Source organism: Virgibacillus kimchii (genome assembly GCF_055379185.1).
Window position 1 is genome coordinate 1,839,407 of the sequence record NZ_AP043951.1, and the last position, 16,776, is coordinate 1,856,182.

General features: G+C 39.8%; 16 protein-coding genes, 1 pseudogene and 1 riboswitch. Of the genes and pseudogenes, 6 read left to right on the forward strand and 11 right to left on the reverse strand.

The genetic code is table 11. The features are described from left to right. Positions 1-507 precede the first annotated feature (507 nt). The 7 genes and pseudogenes from ACZ42C_RS09195 to ACZ42C_RS09225 form a co-directional block, all read right to left on the reverse strand. Positions 508-621 (reverse strand): annotated as a pseudogene (locus tag ACZ42C_RS09195) (nucleotidyltransferase family protein); the annotation flags it as partial. Between the two features lie 208 nt (positions 622-829). Continuing rightward, entirely contained in the window at positions 830-1,030 is a 201-nt protein-coding gene (locus ACZ42C_RS09200; protein WP_461181199.1) for a HEPN domain-containing protein, read from the reverse strand. A gap of 646 nt (positions 1,031-1,676) precedes the next feature. Further along, a complete protein-coding gene (locus ACZ42C_RS09205) occupies positions 1,677-2,366 on the reverse strand; it encodes an ECF transporter S component (protein WP_461181198.1) in 690 nt (229 codons plus the stop codon). Then, positions 2,342-3,991, reverse strand: coding sequence for an ABC transporter ATP-binding protein (locus tag ACZ42C_RS09210; protein ID WP_461181197.1), 1,650 nt, complete (start codon positions 3,989-3,991; stop codon positions 2,342-2,344). The genes ACZ42C_RS09205 and ACZ42C_RS09210 overlap by 25 nt, the downstream gene beginning before the upstream one ends. Next, positions 3,964-4,851 carry an energy-coupling factor transporter transmembrane component T gene (locus ACZ42C_RS09215; RefSeq protein WP_461181196.1) on the reverse strand — a complete coding sequence of 296 codons (888 nt, stop codon included), beginning with the start codon at positions 4,849-4,851 and terminating at the stop codon, positions 3,964-3,966. The genes ACZ42C_RS09210 and ACZ42C_RS09215 overlap by 28 nt, the downstream gene beginning before the upstream one ends. After that, a complete protein-coding gene (locus ACZ42C_RS09220; RefSeq protein ID WP_461181195.1) occupies positions 4,848-5,726 on the reverse strand; it encodes a DUF4430 domain-containing protein in 879 nt (292 codons plus the stop codon). Before ACZ42C_RS09220 ends, ACZ42C_RS09215 begins: the two co-directional genes overlap by 4 nt. 67 nt (positions 5,727-5,793) lie before the next feature. Beyond that, on the reverse strand, positions 5,794-8,445 hold the full coding sequence (locus tag ACZ42C_RS09225; RefSeq protein WP_461181194.1) for a DUF4430 domain-containing protein: 2,652 nt from the start codon (positions 8,443-8,445) through the stop codon (positions 5,794-5,796). Between the two features lie 154 nt (positions 8,446-8,599). Next, positions 8,600-8,791, reverse strand: a riboswitch (cobalamin riboswitch). Between the two features lie 201 nt (positions 8,792-8,992). Between ACZ42C_RS09225 and ACZ42C_RS09230 the strand changes: the two genes are divergently transcribed. Then, entirely contained in the window at positions 8,993-9,910 is a 918-nt protein-coding gene (locus ACZ42C_RS09230; RefSeq protein WP_461181193.1) for a DMT family transporter, read from the forward strand. A gap of 55 nt (positions 9,911-9,965) precedes the next feature. Here the strand turns inward: ACZ42C_RS09230 and ACZ42C_RS09235 are convergent, their stop codons facing one another. Beyond that, complete coding sequence (locus ACZ42C_RS09235) at positions 9,966-10,127, reverse strand: hypothetical protein (RefSeq protein ID WP_461181192.1); 162 nt, start codon at positions 10,125-10,127, stop codon at positions 9,966-9,968. A gap of 93 nt (positions 10,128-10,220) precedes the next feature. Beyond that, complete coding sequence (locus ACZ42C_RS09240; protein WP_461181191.1) at positions 10,221-10,538, reverse strand: hypothetical protein; 318 nt, start codon at positions 10,536-10,538, stop codon at positions 10,221-10,223. A gap of 160 nt (positions 10,539-10,698) precedes the next feature. Here ACZ42C_RS09240 and ACZ42C_RS09245 point away from each other — a divergent pair, with 160 nt between their 5' ends. From ACZ42C_RS09245 to ACZ42C_RS09260, 4 genes are all read left to right on the forward strand, one after another. Further along, complete coding sequence (locus tag ACZ42C_RS09245; protein ID WP_461181190.1) at positions 10,699-11,220, forward strand: YbaK/EbsC family protein; 522 nt, start codon at positions 10,699-10,701, stop codon at positions 11,218-11,220. A gap of 111 nt (positions 11,221-11,331) precedes the next feature. Further along, complete coding sequence (locus tag ACZ42C_RS09250) at positions 11,332-12,135, forward strand: MBL fold metallo-hydrolase (RefSeq protein ID WP_461181189.1); 804 nt, start codon at positions 11,332-11,334, stop codon at positions 12,133-12,135. A 246-nt stretch (positions 12,136-12,381) separates the two neighbouring features. After that, positions 12,382-13,779 carry a M20 family metallopeptidase gene (locus ACZ42C_RS09255; RefSeq protein ID WP_461181188.1) on the forward strand — a complete coding sequence of 466 codons (1,398 nt, stop codon included), beginning with the start codon at positions 12,382-12,384 and terminating at the stop codon, positions 13,777-13,779. 267 nt (positions 13,780-14,046) lie between these two features. Continuing rightward, entirely contained in the window at positions 14,047-14,463 is a 417-nt protein-coding gene (locus ACZ42C_RS09260; protein WP_461181187.1) for a hypothetical protein, read from the forward strand. A 166-nt stretch (positions 14,464-14,629) separates the two neighbouring features. Here ACZ42C_RS09260 and ACZ42C_RS09265 read toward each other — a convergent pair whose 3' ends face one another. Then, positions 14,630-14,830, reverse strand: coding sequence for a hypothetical protein (locus ACZ42C_RS09265; RefSeq protein ID WP_461181186.1), 201 nt, complete (start codon positions 14,828-14,830; stop codon positions 14,630-14,632). Between the two features lie 355 nt (positions 14,831-15,185). Between ACZ42C_RS09265 and ACZ42C_RS09270 the strand changes: the two genes are divergently transcribed. After that, entirely contained in the window at positions 15,186-16,181 is a 996-nt protein-coding gene (locus ACZ42C_RS09270) for an N-acetylmuramoyl-L-alanine amidase (protein WP_461181185.1), read from the forward strand. Positions 16,182-16,220: 39 nt separating this feature from the next. Here ACZ42C_RS09270 and ACZ42C_RS09275 read toward each other — a convergent pair whose 3' ends face one another. Beyond that, positions 16,221-16,553, reverse strand: a complete 333-nt coding sequence (locus tag ACZ42C_RS09275; RefSeq protein WP_461181184.1) for a DUF3006 domain-containing protein — start codon at positions 16,551-16,553, stop codon at positions 16,221-16,223. Positions 16,554-16,776: the final 223 nt, after the last annotated feature.

The window sequence follows — 16,776 nt, forward strand, 5'->3', positions numbered from 1 at the left end:
AACCTTCATACTTAAGCCCTGTTTTTCATGTACCCGGCCCACTTTCCAGTACTATTATCCTATTTATATCAGCAAGCCAAGAATAAGTCTAATTGCCATTTTTGAATTTCTGCTGTGGTTTCGACAAAATTCTACTAGGGAATCATGCATTTTTGCGGCTATTTTAGCAAAAATCGGTTCTTTTTGCATGCTGAAATTGAATTTTTGCATTTCGTTCGACTAAGTTCGACAGGTTGGGTTTTCTTGCTGAGTTATAGAAAGACGGGGCTGTGAAAAACAGGAGGTGATATATACCACTGCTAAGATGATCTAAGGAACCTGCTTTTTTATCTTCTCTCAGAAAATTAAGCAGAAGCTGGATGTTGATAAATAATTTTGCCGGTCTTCATGATTTCTTCCAAAAACCCACCTCTGTACGAATCTTTTTCTATAAGAACGGGTTCAATAAGTACATTAACCTTCCTCGTTAATTGAAATAACCTTGTGCTTTGCTCAAGGTAATCCCCTTCAATATGGTCCACTAACAGCAACATCAATATCACTGTGTTTATGGGCTAGATCTTTGGCATAGGAACCGAATAAAACAATCATTTCCACACGAAACTCCTGTAGTACAATTTGCGCATATTGTTCAACTAATTTCTCAACCGCACTTTATCCATTCAGGCAACTCCTTTGTTCCCAAATAGATTTGGGAGCATTTTTCATCATTCAAGCTTTTGAAAACCTTATCTTTTGCTTCCGGATATCGGGATTGTATATTTAATGGTACCAATAAATCAATAAAATTGTTCTGTTCATCTGTGAATTCTTCATTGAGCTTTGTAAGCTAACTTAAGTAAGCAAGGTTATGCGTGTATGGTGGAACCTCATTCTTAAATGAAACATAATACCCTTTCAGCAATTTTTCAATCACCTGATGGCACATGAATCCCACATATAAAAATCGTTTTGAATCTAACATCACTTTTGCTGTATTTAAATCGTAATCTGCAAGTTCTATCCAATAGTTTATCCTCTCTAAATCCATTTTCATCACCCTGATAACAACTATTTCTCGATATTATATAACATTCTTGTGGGCAAAACAAAATCAGACCGTGTTTGGTTTTATTCTAATCTATACCTATTCTAAAGAATTATAAAGAGCAGCCCGGGGATGAGCTGCTCTTTGGATGAGGACAACGAGGAAACATTTGAAAAGTTAAAGCCTTTTCAAGTGCGAGAATGATAGTGCAGAGAGTGAACCGGTTTATCCTCTTCTTCATTTCTATACACTTTCATACTTAAGCCCTGTTTTTTCATGTATTCGGTCCACTCTCTAGTACTATTATCCTATTTATATCAGCAAGCCAAGAAAAAGTCTAATTACCATTTTTGAATTTCTGCTGTGGTTTCGACAAAATTCTACCAGCAAATCATACGTTTTTGCGGCTATTTTAGCAAAATCCGGTGCTATTTGCATGCCAAAATTGAATTTTTGCATTTCGTTCGACTAAGTTCGACATATGATGGTCAGTCAACCAATCTAACACCCCTAAACCACGATATACAGTGTCCGAACTCAGATAAAGATACTATATATATTGACGATAAAAAATCAACAAACAATATCAAACACAAAAAATAATGACACCGGCACGGACCAGTGTCATTGTCATCCCAATATATTTACTCTATGTTCCTTCAAATAAACCATATTTCTGCTTAAATCGTTCCAATATTTTAATCCAAGCGTAACTAAAAAAGAAGAGAAAGAAAACATTTGAAAGAGCATGAGCAACATCGAACCAAAGACTGGCACTGTAATAAAGCAGAATTGCGTTCCAATCAAACTCCTGGATGACTGCAACAACAAACCATAAATTCATCACCCAGCCAAACAATATGCCGGCGATAAAGCCGTATGTACATCGTCCGAGCCTATTTTTCATCAGCCATCTATTCTTCAAAAGCCCGGCAATTAAACCAATCATTCCCCAGCAATACATTTGCCATGGTGTCCAGGGACCTTGGCCCAAAAACAGGTTGGACACAATAGCTGCCAGTACACCGACAACAAATCCGCTTTGGGGACCAAGCGCTATTCCTGTGATGATCACGACAAAGGTAGTCGGCTGGACACTGGGTAAAGAAGCAAACGGAACTCTGCTTACCGCTGCAATGGCTCCAAGTATTGCCAGCATGACCAACTCCCGGCTGGACAGCTTCTGCTGCGCAAAGCGAATCATAAAAGGTAAAAAAGTGGCGAGCATCATCAGTAAACTGAAGATCATATAATGACGAGCACTTAATAACGGCATACTTACAAGCAGAATAAAAACAATGATACTTAATGTAATTATAAATCCTTTTGCATGCGCCATTTGTGTTTTGCCTCCTGCAGCGTTACTACGGAGGAAACATGGGATTTTCTCGTAATCCGGTTCATCACCGTAGTGTAATACATATTCTCATAAAAAAACGGCCTTGTTTTTTCTGTTACTGTTATTTGTCCCTCAAACAGCATACTGCATGTAGTGGCATTGCTTGCAGCAAATTCAACATCATGGGATACCATCAGGATTGTTAACCCATCTTCCATTAACCCCTTTAGAATATTTGCCAGCTTGCTTTTCGAATCAGCATCCAATCCTTTCGTCGGTTCATCAATCAGTAAAAGAGATGGGTTTGTCAGCAGCGTTCCAAGCAGTGCTGCCTTTTGCAGTTGCCCTCCACTCAAGTCATACGGGTGTCTGTTCTTTAAATGACTTATTTGCAATAAATCGAGTAGCTTATCAATCCTGCTATCTGCTTTTTCAATGTTAAAATGATTCGCAATGGCTGTATATTCCTCCATTAGTGTGTCTCTTGCAAAATACAAGGCAGGATTTTGTGGAAGATAGCTTATTTCTGTAAGATCAATCTTCTTCATTTTTTTGCCCTCATATTTCAAGGTACCATGCAGTGGTTTTTCTATCCCCGCAATGGCCTTTAAAAGGGTGGATTTCCCGGTTCCATTCGCCCCAAGAATGGCATGCCATTCTCCCCTGTTCACTTTAAGAGATAAATTATGTAATACGGGGGAAGCACCTTTATCATATTGAAAATCAATTTCCTTCAGCTCAAGAAGTACTTCTTTTTCTAATGCAACTCTTTCCGGCAAAATTTCCTTGTGGATTTTCTGTTCATCCAGCCAACGTTTTGCTTCTTTTACGGTTACCGGAATTTGTTTGTAATTAGTAAATCCGTTAAAATGTAAATACATTTGGGCTGCACTTGGTAAAAAACAATGCAGTGTTGGATGATTGACTAGAACTTCTGTCACTTCTTTCGGAGAACCCATGTAAGAAATACTACCCTCTTCCAAAATGAACACACGATCGGCAATGGCAAAAAGCTCTTCCAACCGATGTTCGACCAAGATAATGGTTATCCCAAATTCATCATTTAACCGTTCCAGCGTATGGATAAATTCTTTAGCAGCAATGGGATCCAGCTGTGCCGTTGGTTCATCCAGCAACAGGACTTCCGGGTCAAGCAGTAATACAGAGGCAAGATTGACCAGTTGTTTTTCCCCTCCTGACAGATCCTCTGTCTTCTTTCTTAATAGGTTATTCAACCCAAAGAAATGAACCATTTCTGCCATCTTCTTGCGCATGTCCTCTGTGGAGAAACCGAGGTTTTCCATGCCGAATAACAATTCATCCATTACTGTATCCATAACAATTTGATAATCAGGGTCCTGAAAAACCATCCCGATTTCCTTTGCCCTGGTGAGTGGTAAAATTTCTTGCACGTTTACTCCCTTATAAAATATCTCCCCCTGCCTTTTTCCATGCGGGGCTATATCATATTTAAGTAACCGAAGTAACGTGGATTTTCCACTCCCCGATGTCCCGCAAAGTACAGTAAAGTCACCTTTTTCTATGGACAGTTCAACATTTTTTAATGCTGGTTCTTTCGAATCGGGATAAGAAAACGTTATATTCTTCGCTGATATAATTTCCAATGAAGAACCTCCTTCCCTTCCGCCAGGATTGGAAACCCAATAAATAACAGCCAGATCATAAAATAAAACGGATCTCCTCCATTCAAGGCTAATGGTTCCAATACAGGCAATAATTGCAATACGCCATTACCACGCGTCCAGCCATAAAAAAGAAAAAGACCAGCGAAAAGCAAACAGCAGAGTGCACTCCAATCCCTCCGCTTCATATAATAGGCTTGGTAATTACTTCTTTTTTGCAGACCATAGCCCCTCGCTGACATGGAATCCGCCGCCTGAATGGAATCTTCCAAGGCACCGGTTAACAACATTTGTACTAGCTGCATTCCATTATTGGCACGTCTCCGTATCGAACCTTGGCTTAATGACAGTCCTTTAACCTGCTGGATACTTTGCATATCTTGAATTTTCCGCATCAGTAATGGAACAAATCTCATCGAAAGCATGGTAAGCAGTGCCCATTGAGGAAAAACCTTTGAAAATAAAAACAAAAATTTATCAGCTGTTAACACAATATTAAAAGTAACGAAAACACTTAAAATACCAGCAAGTGTAAGAGCTATCATGATACCTTGGATCACTGCTTCAAGCATAATTTGATTATCCATGAAATAAAATAGAATATGATTCCCTCTGCGATTGAATAGCGGGGTTAAAAGGATGATCAGTGTGCACATAAGCGCAATCATCCAACCCCATTTTTTCAACCTTTTTCCTTTATCCAACATGAAATGAAAGAAAAGAATCAGCAATACAGCTGCAGCCAGATATACAGGGTGCTGGTACAGCATGATACCAATGATGACAAACACATAATATACAGATAATACAAATGGGTGGAAAGAACGAATGCCTCTTATCATTGGGAATCTTCCAGATAATTTACGGTATAGTTCCAGTCAATGGACTGCCCTTCGCTGACCGGGTATGCTCCGGCACTTCTGTCAATCATCGCCCCATCGACAAGTATATGCCAGCCACTTAATGGACCTTCATCAAATTCATATAAATTATCCATTCCTTCCACATAAGCATTGGCTCCCGAACCACGGACACTAATTTGTATACCTCTTTCCTGTACAATTCTTTGAGTGACATCCAATACAGTATCTCCATCATTCCACGGAACTTCAGTTTCAGATAGTATGGTTCCTTTTACATCCCCGGTTTTTATGGAAACAGTCACTGTTTTTTCCGGTTCTTTTGGTTCCTTCTTTTGCTCTTCCTTTGGTTTTTCATTGGATTTCTCATCGCTGTTCTTATTTGATTTTTCATTGGTTTCTTTACTGGTGTTTTTTGATTGCGCTGAGTTCCCATTGGAAGAGGATGTTTTGGATGAATTACCTGAATCATTATTACTTGAAAAATTATCATTTGAAGCATTATTTGAAGTATTTGATTGGCTTGCTGTTTCATTCGAAGCAGTAGATTTTTCATCTTCATCGTTACGATCATTTTCTGCTTCATTTACATCACTTTCATTTTCTTCCGTAACATCTTCAGACGCACTTGTCTCTTCGGTTTCTTCCGTTTGTTCTTCCTGTTTCCCTTCGTAATCTTTTAAAATTTTATCTATAATGTCATGTGCCCTTGATCGGTGATTTTCTGCTTCATCAAATTCTGCGGATTCTTCTGTTTCCGTTATGGCTTCCTGGTCATGCTGTGGTTCCCCCATGCTGCATCCTGCTGAAAATATAAGAAAAACCCCTAAAGCAAGCAGACAAATTGTGCGTTTCATGATTGTAAACCTCCTCTATAACGCAAATATCGGGTAATCCGGAAAGAGCCGGATTACCCTGTTCATTTTATGAATGGACCTCCATTCTTCTTTTTACAATGAAGATAATGACTCCGGTTAAAAACAGAACTGCTCCGATTAACATCAAGTTAAATAGATTGGTAGCTGTATCCGGCAGTTTGCTTCCGGCTTTATCTGTTGCAGCCTCTGCTTCACTTTGTTCTTTTGAATTGTCATCAGAAGGACGGTCCGTTGTCTCCCCGTTTTCATCCGTTTCATCTTCAACAACAGTTGAAACTGGTTCAGTAACAGTCGGTTCAACATCTGTCGTTGTACCGAGTTCAAATACACCAAATATACTAAAATGTGTTGTTTTTGCAGTAGCCAAACCCGTCTCTGGGTCGTAAACACTATTTTCCAATACTTCCCATCCACTCGTTTCCTCATTAAAATAAAATACTTTTATACTGTCGGGATCCACATTTGCTGCCAGCTCCTGATCCACCTGGAAAGTTAATGTAATTTTATTTCCATTAAATTCGGTAATGGATTTGCCCCCTGAAGTAATAGTGAAATCATAAACAGGTCCCAAAGCATGACTGGCTTCATATTTTACCAATTTAATATTTACAGGATGATCTCCTGCTTCTTTAAGGATTTGTTGTAACACCAGGTTCGGGATGTGTAAATTAACATCTCCTTTGTCAATTGTTAAATCACTATTCGTATCAACTAATATATTTAATGCTTCATTACTTATTTCCACATCAAATACCAACTGTTCAGGAGCATTTTCGGACTGAATGATTACTTCATTTTCAGTTATTCCGGAAATATCATCAGCACCTATGCGGGTAAACATTTCGTTTTTCTCTTCGTTTATTGTGATAGTTGGGTTAATAATTTTTTCTGTTTTACCGCTTAATTTCTCTTCTTCCGGTTTTTCTTCTTCATCTGCTTTTTCCCCGTCATTTTCCGGCTTGTCTTCTTCCTCTGCAACGCTAAAATCAAATACTGTTCCATCATTATTCACGTATTTATCATATGCTGCAAGACCGAGTAACCCCTGATTGGAAGCTGGACCATTGGAAGAACCATCAAGGTTTTGGCTGAAACCTCCATCTTCTTTTTGGAATTTCAGCAAGTGCTCCACTAAATGAACGCCTTCTTCTGTCGTTAACTCAGCACCGGCAGGATCCATTCCAACAGATGCCATACCGATCAGCGCCATGGCTACTGACGGACTGGAGTCCCCCCCATGCCATTGGTCCGGGTATCCCCCTTCCTCAACAAAACGATTAGATAAGTAGTTTACCGCTTGGTCAATAGCATCTTTAACATCTTCATTTTCCTGATGCGGAGCCAGTGCAGCCAGAGCCATCCCTGTTAAATCCACACTGGTGGCGGTGCCAAACAATGCCCATCCGCCATTATTCAATTGTTCATCAAACAAGCGTTCAATCAAACGGTCTCTTGTCCATATTGCATCATCTGCCACCTCATAATTACCGCTATTCAGTGCCAGCAGTGAATAAATGGGTCCATTATTCCCTTGACTTTCCATTCTTTCATGATTGGTTAACTTTTCAATCAGGTTATACCCTTCAATATCCGTAGCATCTTTACCTGCTGCAGTGAGAATTAAAATGTTTCTGGCTGTATCCGTTACATTTCGAAAGTCCCCTTCATTGCTTACAACACTGTCAACCGAGTTTTTGGCTATTTCCTGAGAAACTTCTTTATCCAAAGCGTTCAATGCAATAAAACCATACCAACCCAGATTGTCGGTTGTTATCAGGTAATCAGCAGATTTTTCAATAGACGCAGAAGTTACTTCTTGCAGATTCTCACTTTCAGAGTCATCGATCAGGAAGTCTTTTGTTGGTTCTTCTTCTGTTTGACCATTGCTTCCCTGATCGTCTTCATTATCTCCATTACTTTCTTGTTCTTCTGTTGCATCTTCATCATTGTTTTGTTCTTCTTCGGGCTCTCCATCATCCAAGCGCTCTGCGATTAATTCCAGGTGGTACCCTTCCTGCATTTGTTGTCCAACAAGACCTGTTTCCATATAATCTTTATTTAAGTACATGCCCCAGTAGGCTGAATCATCCAATCTATCGTCAAGATCATTGATAAAAGTCAGCCACGCGGAATCAACTGTAACGTCGAGGTCTATCCCCGTTTTATTTGTGGCTTGAACCAATGCATCATAAGCAGTAGCAAATTCAACTATATCCACATTCGTTTCCGGCAGAACTTCTTCATCATCCAAGCCAACAGCAGATACTTTTACGTCTATCGTGGCATGTGGCCGTATATCTTCATCGACCACCTTAAATAATAGATTATCTCCATGAGTCAGCCCATATCCATCTGCGCCCACGTCAGCTGATGAACCATTGACAAAAAATCCCCAGTAATATCCGGCTTCGGGTTTTAAGTCATTTATGCCTGCTATCAACTGACCATGATCCGTTTCCTCATAATCAACATCTGCTGCTTCTTCCAGTACATCTAACGCTGTATCCCCTTCATCAAATGAAACAGCTTCCGTTTCAACTACATATTCCCCTTCTTCATCAATTGCCGTAATGGTAACTCCATTTGTCAAGGTCTCCGCCAAAACTGTTGGAATAGTATATATACTGGATTGTGCAATTAATAAAATGGTTGCTATTAAAACAATAAATGAACTTTTGATTCCTTTACATCTAATCACTGCGTTTCCTCCATATCAATAGAATTTCCACAACAAAAAAACATCCTCTCAACAACGAGAAGATGTTTACTTAACTATGTGTTCACGGCATATATGTACGAATTAAAAACATTATGATATCATGCGCTGACACACCTCCCTATCCTCGTAGGTTGAATGGCGTAAAAAACAGGCAGGTCTCCTGGCTCATGTTCCTCGTTTTCTATCACCTTCCCATCGATGGACAGTGGTATATGAATAGAAAACTCCCATTTACAGTGGCGGGACCGCGCCGGATTTGCACCGGACTTCCCTATTGATGATTTACAGCAGTCTGTGTAAATCAACCTGTTTTTCCGTATTCAATTACCTATATTATAATCGACAGAATTTTTTCCGTCAACTTTCATTTCTATTTATTCATTTCACAGCCTCCAATAATAGAAAGTCATGTTTATTCACCCGCTACAAAAAATATGATAGACTTACTTACATTACTATACTATAGTTAACGGCAAACAAGCCTTTTCATAGATTCAGCAGTATATACAGGTGGTGCTTTTTTAAGTTGAACAAAAACACACGCAATATTTATCTTATCGTTATATTCGTTATGCTTATGTGGGGAATGAATGTATCTGCTCTAAAAGTGATCGTGGAAAACTTCATGCCCATTACGATTACTTCCCTTCGAATTCTCACGGCCGGTTTGGTTGTATTTATCATTCTGGCTTTTTCGGGAAAAGTGCGGCTTCCCAAAAATAAAGAATGGTTCTATGTAACTGGAGGAGCAGTCTTCAGTGTTGTATTGCACCACTACTTTTTAGCATCCGGCCTGACGATGACAAGCGCCGCCAACACAGGATTGATTTTAGGAATGGGCCCGGTGTTGACCGTAATATTTGCTACGGTTATTTTAAAAAGAAAACCTACGAAGCTTCAACTCACCGGTTTTATTTTCGGATTTATTGGGGTAAGTTTTACCGTTTTGGCCGGCAGTGGCGGGGTTGATGCCATTAATATGGGTGACTTTTATATTTTATTATCGATTCTTTCCCAGGCACTAAGTTTTATAGTCATCAAGCAGGCAGCGCAAACCATGGATCCGAGACTGCTTACCGGGTACATGTTAATAATTGGATCCGTCGCCCTGTTTCTCATCAGTTTGTGGAGAGAACCAAATGGGATCAATTCTTTAAGTAATGTTGATTCTACCGTATGGTTTGTATTTCTATTTTCTGCTGTCATCGCAACCGGTGTCGGTCATATGGCATATAATTATGCCATCAGTCAATTAGGACCGGCGGAAACATCTATTTTCCTGAATTTAAATACATTCTTTTCCATCATTGGAGCTGCCATTTTCTTAAATGAGGTTATCTTATTTTCACATTTTATCGGGCTTATCTTTATTGTTTCCGGTGTCCTTTTCGGCTCCGGCGGTCTGGAGGCTTGGTTGATCGAACGGAGAAAAAAGAGAATATGAACATGGGAAAGCATATGCTACCTGTTGGTTTCCAAAATAAAAGGCAGCTGAACAGCTACCCTTTGTATATGCTTTCCCCCATGTCTTTCATATTATTTTCATATGCAATAAGGATTATCTCTTCTCCTTTTTCTTTGCTGAGTGTTTTTTCCAATGAACGAACTTGCTGCAGTGTTTCATCCGACAGGTTGGCCGGATCATAATGGTTCCTTTCCATTTTCATCACCTTTCCATTTCCATTATGAAGTTATAAATAACTACCGTTTGTCCTTATCCCATGGGGCCACGGGAATAACTGAAAACCCTCCAGTTAATTATGATTTCCGCTGTGAATCGTTTCGACCACTTCTGTTTCAATTTTTGTATGGTCATGTTCATCACAATAATATACAACCGTTTTAATGACGTGGGAAATATGACAGGTACGCGTATGCCGGATTAAATTTTTCCAGTACGAATATTCATGGGTACCTACTTCAATTGTTTCGTGGCTTGTGCTGTATTCTTCCCAATTATGGGTAGAACCGTTCGTTTCCGATGCTATATGATCCACTGCTGCACTCGTCGGGATGGCAAGAGACAAAGGGAATATGAACATCATAAAAGTAATCGTCATTATTATTTTCATTACGATCCGCCCTTTTGCTGCTTTTCTACTTATATTGTGCCAGAAATCGTTCTGCTTATTCGTCTGTGCTGCGCAAAAGTGATGTATGCTCTTTTGCTTTATCGTGCTAAAGCATGTTATGATGCATATTAAAATACATAGGAAAGGGTTGGGGATAAACATGTCTATTAAAAGTGTGAAGGAACATTTTAAGCAATGGAACCGGGAATCGGATGTGATGGAGTTTGACAGCTCCAGTGCCACGGTACAGCAAGCAGCTGACACGATCGGCGTTGCCCCGGCACAAATTGCAAAGACGCTTTCTTTCAGAGGAAAGGAAGATGAAGCGATTCTCATAGTCGCTGCAGGTGATGCTAAAATTGACAATAAAAAGTTCCGGCGTACATTTGGTTTTAAAGCCCGGATGCTCCGTCCCGAAGAAGTGCTTGAGCAAACGGGACATGAAGTCGGCGGTGTTTGTCCATTTGGATTGGCAAATGACCTTGATGTCTACCTGGATATTTCCATGAAGAGATTTGATCTGGTTTTTCCGGCTTGCGGCAGTACAAACTCGGCAATTAAATTAACATGTGATGAACTATTTGAGTATTCATTTGCCACAGAGTGGGTGGACATTTGTAAAGGCTGGCAGGAAGAAAATACGAAAGTGACAGCAGGCACAAGTGCAAAGAATGCTACTTAATGGAGCATTCTTTTTTTACCTGCAAATATATATTGCATTTGCGGGCAGGACTCGTATAAAATAGAAAATAAAAGTGAATGACTATTCATTCATGTTCTACGGGGGAATACTATGCTTTTCAAGAAACATATAGATTATAACACAGTAAATAACGTTCACATGGCCAACGGCACCATCAGATTTCAATCTGTCCGTATGAATGTATACAGTTTTATTTCCGATGGCATCGCCGTGGACGCAGGACCTAACACATTAAAAAAAGCACTAATCCCATTTTGGGAAAAGCATGAAATTGATGCACTCTATTGCACGCATATACATGAAGACCATACAGGTAATGCAAATTGGTTTAGCGAAAAAGTGGGTGTGCCAGTTTATATACATGAAAAATCCATCACTGAAGCTGGAAAGAATGGCAAATATCCAATCTACCGCAGGATGTTTTGGGGAAAACGAAAAGCCTTCCACCCATCTCCCATGCCAAAAAAATTCACTTCACGAAACGGAGATTGGATCAGTATTTACACACCCGGGCATTCCTATGACCATATGGCTCTGTTAAACAGCACAACCGGACAACTGTTTTCCGGTGATCTGTATGTACAGCGGAAAACAAAAGTTGTCATGGAAGATGAGTCCATTCCGCAAATCATACAATCCCTGAAGCATGTGTTGACCTATGATTTCGATGAAGTATTTTGCCAGCACGCAGGTTACCTAAAAGACGGGAGAAAAAAGCTGCAGGAAAAATTGGATTATTTGCAGCAGCTGAACGGCGAAGTGCTTGAATTGCATCAGCAAGGCTTGTCTGTTGACGAAATTCATCGTCACTTCTTCCCAAAAAAATATCCAATCACCACTCTTTCATTTGGTCAATGGAATTCAAGGCATATCATTACCTCCATATTAAAATAATACGTCCAATAGAATGCAGCACAGTATTTTCACTTCCATGCTGAATATGATAAACTATGTTCACTCCGTATTCCCCTTCCAGTAACATGGAAGGAAATGTATATTAATGTAATAACCTGAAATCCTCAAGATGATATTCTAAAACTATATACGAAAAATAAAATGTAACTTTATTTCTTCGCCTTAAAATGTAGTTTGCAGCAACGGGAGTACCGTCCCGTTGTTTTAATGAAAGGAGTGGTTAGAATGCATCATTCGGAGAGAATGAATGTGCTGATTGAAGAAAAACGGGCTAAGTTTATTTCTGTCAGCCAGCGGATTTGGGAGCTTGCTGAAAAGAGTTATGAAGAAACGGCATCTGCTGACCTGCTTTGTAAGAATCTGGAAGAGGAAGGCTTTACAGTGGAACGTGGTGTGGCGGATATTCCTACAGCTTTTATTGGTTCCTTTGGCAACGGGAAACCGGTAGTTGCCATTATGGGTGAATACGATGCACTTGCCGGGCTCAGCCAGGAAGCAGGTGTGGCGGAACAAAAACCGATCGAAAAAAACGGAAATGGCCATGGCTGCGGACACAATCTGCTCGGTACTGGAGCTTTCGCTGCTGCGGTAGCCGTCAAGGAATATATGCAGGAAAATAATCTTCCCGGTACTGTCCGGTATTATGGTTGTCCTGCAGAAGAAAATGGGGATGCTAAAGCATTTATGGTCCGTGATGGCGCATTTGATGATGTTGATTTTTCCCTTACATGGCATCCGGCACCGGCAAATGCGGTAAGTGCCATGAATGCCCTGGCAACATATCAGGTTTATTTCCGTTTTAAAGGACGTTCCGCACATGCAGCAGCAGCTCCCCATCTTGGCAGAAGTGCACTAGATGCTGTGGAACTGATGAATGTCGGTGTCAATTACTTGCGCGAACATATTATTCCCCAGGCAAAAGTCCATTACGCTGTCACAAACACGGGTGGTTATTCGCCAAACGTGGTACAGTCGGATGCGGAAGTGCTTTATTTAATCCGTGCTCCCAAAGTGGATCAGGTGGAACAAATCTACCAGCGCATAATTAAAATTGCAGAAGGGGCAGCCCTTATGACGGAAACAGAGATGGAAGTGGAATTTGACAGCGGCACATCGGATTTAATTAAAAATCGAACCATCGACCGTGTCATGCTGGATAATTTTCATAAACTGGGCACACCCGTTTTTACCGAGGAAGAAATCCAATTTGCCAAGAAAATTCAGGATACGTTAACTGAAGATGAATTAAACACGCTGTGGGATGACCGTATGAAGGGCCAAATTCTTTCCGACATTATTTTACCATTAACCGATGAAGAAGCCTTTGCTTCTACCGATGTTGCAGATGTAAGCAATGTAACACCTACCAGCCAGGCACATGCAGTCACCATGGCAAATGGTACTTCCCTTCATACTTGGCAGGTTGTGGCACAAGGCGGCTCTTCCATTGGCGAAAAAGGAATGCTTCACGCAGCAAAAGTCATCGCAGCTACAGCCGTGGAAGTCATGCAGGACCCTGAACTGATCGAACAGGCAAAACAGGAACTGAACGAAAAGCTCGGCGGCAAAAGCTATGTTTCACCAATTCCACAAGAGGTTGTACCACCGGTAAATAGAAAATAAATGCAGTAGAGGTGCATTTTTCTTTCAGTTAAACTCACGCATGAGAAAATTTTAGAATGAGTTTTACAATAAAATTTAAATAACGTAATTTTGCATTTTCCCATAATTTTAATTGGGAAAATGCATTTTTCTAATATAAAAACAAAAATCTATGTATAAAAAAGCATAAAATGAAGCAGCAAATGCCATTTTTACCTATTTGCCTGTACATTAAAGTAATGGTATATTATTAGCAATCCAAACATTTAAAAGAAAGGAGGAAGCAAGATGGATATAGAGAAAATATTAATGAACCTAATTAAAAGTGTGGAAGGATTAGCGAAACAGGTAGAAGTTATAAATTCCACCATGGCTACGAAAGACGACATTAAAAACATGGCCACCAAAGATGACATCAAAAACATGGCCACCAAAGATGACTTAGCCGGCATGGCTTCCAAATATGACTTCGATAACATGGCTACGAAAGATGATATACAACGGCTTGAAACAAAGTTGGACGACCACGATGGTAAAATTGACCGCAACTTCAAACAAATAGCAGCCAACTCTGAGAAACTCCAGGAATATAATACAAAAAATGATAGATTGGAAAAAATAATGGAAACACTCTCGATTCGCTCCATTGAGCAAGAAGGGAAAATAAGAAATATGAGACCTGCAGAATATACACCTTCCAAATAATAAATGCTCCAGCATAAAAAGCAATATGAGTAATTTCATTTACATGTACATCCTCGTATAAACATATGTAAATAGTACGTAAACAATAATCACTTGAAAATCAAATACCAAATATATAGGCTGTCCAAAACAATAGGGACAGCCTTTTAACTTGTAATCTTATTTCTCACGGTATGTCATTAGTGCCTGGAATGTTTACCTTTACGATGCCTGCGTGACGTCTGACTTCCATACTTGCTGCCCTATTCACTACTTCCGGCACAGTAATGCCCAATAATTCAGCTGCGAACGCCATCCCATTAGTATTAGCTTCATTCTGATCAGTACTTGTTCCTATGAATGAAACAGGTACTTCCAGCGAGTCCAACCCCCATTTATCTGCTCATCGATCTGCCTCACTTTTTTCCTCTTCTGTAAACGATTTTAACCGATGAGAAAAATCCTCTTCAACAGAAAGTAAAATAGGCCTCTCAATATGGAGATCTTTCAACACATATACAAATTCCTATTTGTAAACGAGTAATCATGTACCATTACTTCGGGTTTATTGAAAATATCCTTCTTATTTAATGACCTTTTTCAACTCTATAGTACTAGCACAATTGTACTGTCAAAAATTTTTCACCCGGTTAATCTATTAATTTTCCCATAATCAAGTATATTTTCTATGAATCCTGGTTAGCTTGTATATTAACAATCTACTAATTTAGGAGAGAGTGATTATGAAACTCATAAAAATAGGTATTGCACTATCCGGCTTATTGCTCATCCTGTCTGTTTTCCCGACAGCACTGCAGGCAGGCAGCGGGGAAACCTTTATAGTCGGAACGGACTCTCTGGTCATGAAAGAGGCACCATACCAGGAGAGCAACCACATTGGTTACTTAAATAGAGGCGACAGGATTACTATTTTTGAAGAAAAAAACGGCTGGGGGAAGTCCTATTTTAAGGGAGAGCCAATTTGGGTGGCACTGTATTTTCTCATTCCGGTCGATCAAGTCGATCGAGAAGAAATAGACGACAAACATAAAGATAAAGAAGAAGTACAATCTGCAAATCCAGTTACCGTTCTTGATGAAAATGGGAAAGAGATTACTATTTCAACAGAATGGAAAAGTATAGAAAACAATAGAAAATTATCAGGGTCTACCGAGATTGCCAATCATGAAATCGGCCAAACCCTGGCTGATTACCATTTTATGATTGATGCCGGTCATGGCGGAAAGGATGCAGGTGCGCTTGGGTTAAACAGTGTGAAAGAAAAAGACTTGACCCTTTCCACAACAGAGGTTATTACTGAAAAACTGGAAGGAGAAGGGGCGACTGTATCCCTTACCAGAGAGGATGACTCCTTTATTTCTTTGGATGAACGGGTGCATATGAGCAATTCAAGTAACGCAAACGTCTTTATCAGCATTCATTATGATGGACATGAAGACTCTGGAGCCAATGGGCTGACCACATTTTACAGTTCAAGTGTGGCAAAGGATTTGGCCCGTACCGTCCAGTCTTCGGTTCATGAAAAATTGAATCTGGCAGACCGTGGAGCCAAACAGAATGGGTATTATGTGCTGCGGCATAATAACAAACCGGCCATCCTGTTGGAACTTGGATTTATCACCAATGCAAACGATCTGGAAGCAATTCAGACATCCGGATTCGAAGAAAAAGTAGCAGATGGTTTAATAAATGGACTGAAAGAATACTTTCAGGACTAAATTTTTTGAAGGGCAGGTAATTTAAGAAGTCTGTGCGTATTATTTTCTTAACTTCTCCTGCCCCTTGCTTATCTTATCCCGCGCATTTTTTGTTTCACGGTAATTGATTCTGAGCATCTTAATATTATCTTCTTTTACACAAACATCAAACCACATATGGACTTGACTGCCGGGCGGAAGTGTCTCTATTGGCACCTTGTACTCTTTTTTCCATGCTTCCAAGAGAATAACGGCCTGGCCCCCATCCTCTATGCGATCAAAAACTCCGGTGGTATACATGCTTTCCCCTATATCTGGTTCTGCAACGATATACATATACATGCCAAAACCTGCGACAAACATGCCTAATACAATGGGAACATAATAATACACAACCCTTCCTCCTTCTTTTTTCCCAAGTATGACAGGCTTCCAAAAGAAATGCACATCGCCAAAATGCAAAATCTGCGGATAAATCACTCCCTGAAACTGAATTTCCCATACAGTAAATTTAGTTTTTCATACAGAAAATACTTCGCAAAATATCATTTCACACCTTTATCATATAGATTTGCTTCTTTCAATCTGATACGATTTAAAAGTGAACATCTTTACA

Bases quoted from the DNA above. Each gene is read 5' to 3' on its own strand.
- ACZ42C_RS09200 (WP_461181199.1), bottom strand. From the start codon at position 1,030: ATGGATTTAGAGAGGATAAACTATTGGATAGAACTTGCAGATTACGAT.
- ACZ42C_RS09205 (WP_461181198.1), bottom strand. From the start codon at position 2,366: ATGGCGCATGCAAAAGGATTTATAATTACATTAAGTATCATTGTTTTT.
- ACZ42C_RS09215 (WP_461181196.1), bottom strand. From the start codon at position 4,851: ATGATAAGAGGCATTCGTTCTTTCCACCCATTTGTATTATCTGTATAT.
- ACZ42C_RS09220 (WP_461181195.1), bottom strand. From the start codon at position 5,726: ATGAAACGCACAATTTGTCTGCTTGCTTTAGGGGTTTTTCTTATATTT.
- ACZ42C_RS09235 (WP_461181192.1), bottom strand. From the start codon at position 10,127: ATGGAAAGGAACCATTATGATCCGGCCAACCTGTCGGATGAAACACTG.
- ACZ42C_RS09240 (WP_461181191.1), bottom strand. From the start codon at position 10,538: ATGAAAATAATAATGACGATTACTTTTATGATGTTCATATTCCCTTTG.
- ACZ42C_RS09245 (WP_461181190.1), top strand. From the start codon at position 10,699: ATGTCTATTAAAAGTGTGAAGGAACATTTTAAGCAATGGAACCGGGAA.
- ACZ42C_RS09250 (WP_461181189.1), top strand. From the start codon at position 11,332: ATGCTTTTCAAGAAACATATAGATTATAACACAGTAAATAACGTTCAC.
- ACZ42C_RS09255 (WP_461181188.1), top strand. From the start codon at position 12,382: ATGCATCATTCGGAGAGAATGAATGTGCTGATTGAAGAAAAACGGGCT.
- ACZ42C_RS09260 (WP_461181187.1), top strand. From the start codon at position 14,047: ATGGATATAGAGAAAATATTAATGAACCTAATTAAAAGTGTGGAAGGA.
- ACZ42C_RS09270 (WP_461181185.1), top strand. From the start codon at position 15,186: ATGAAACTCATAAAAATAGGTATTGCACTATCCGGCTTATTGCTCATC.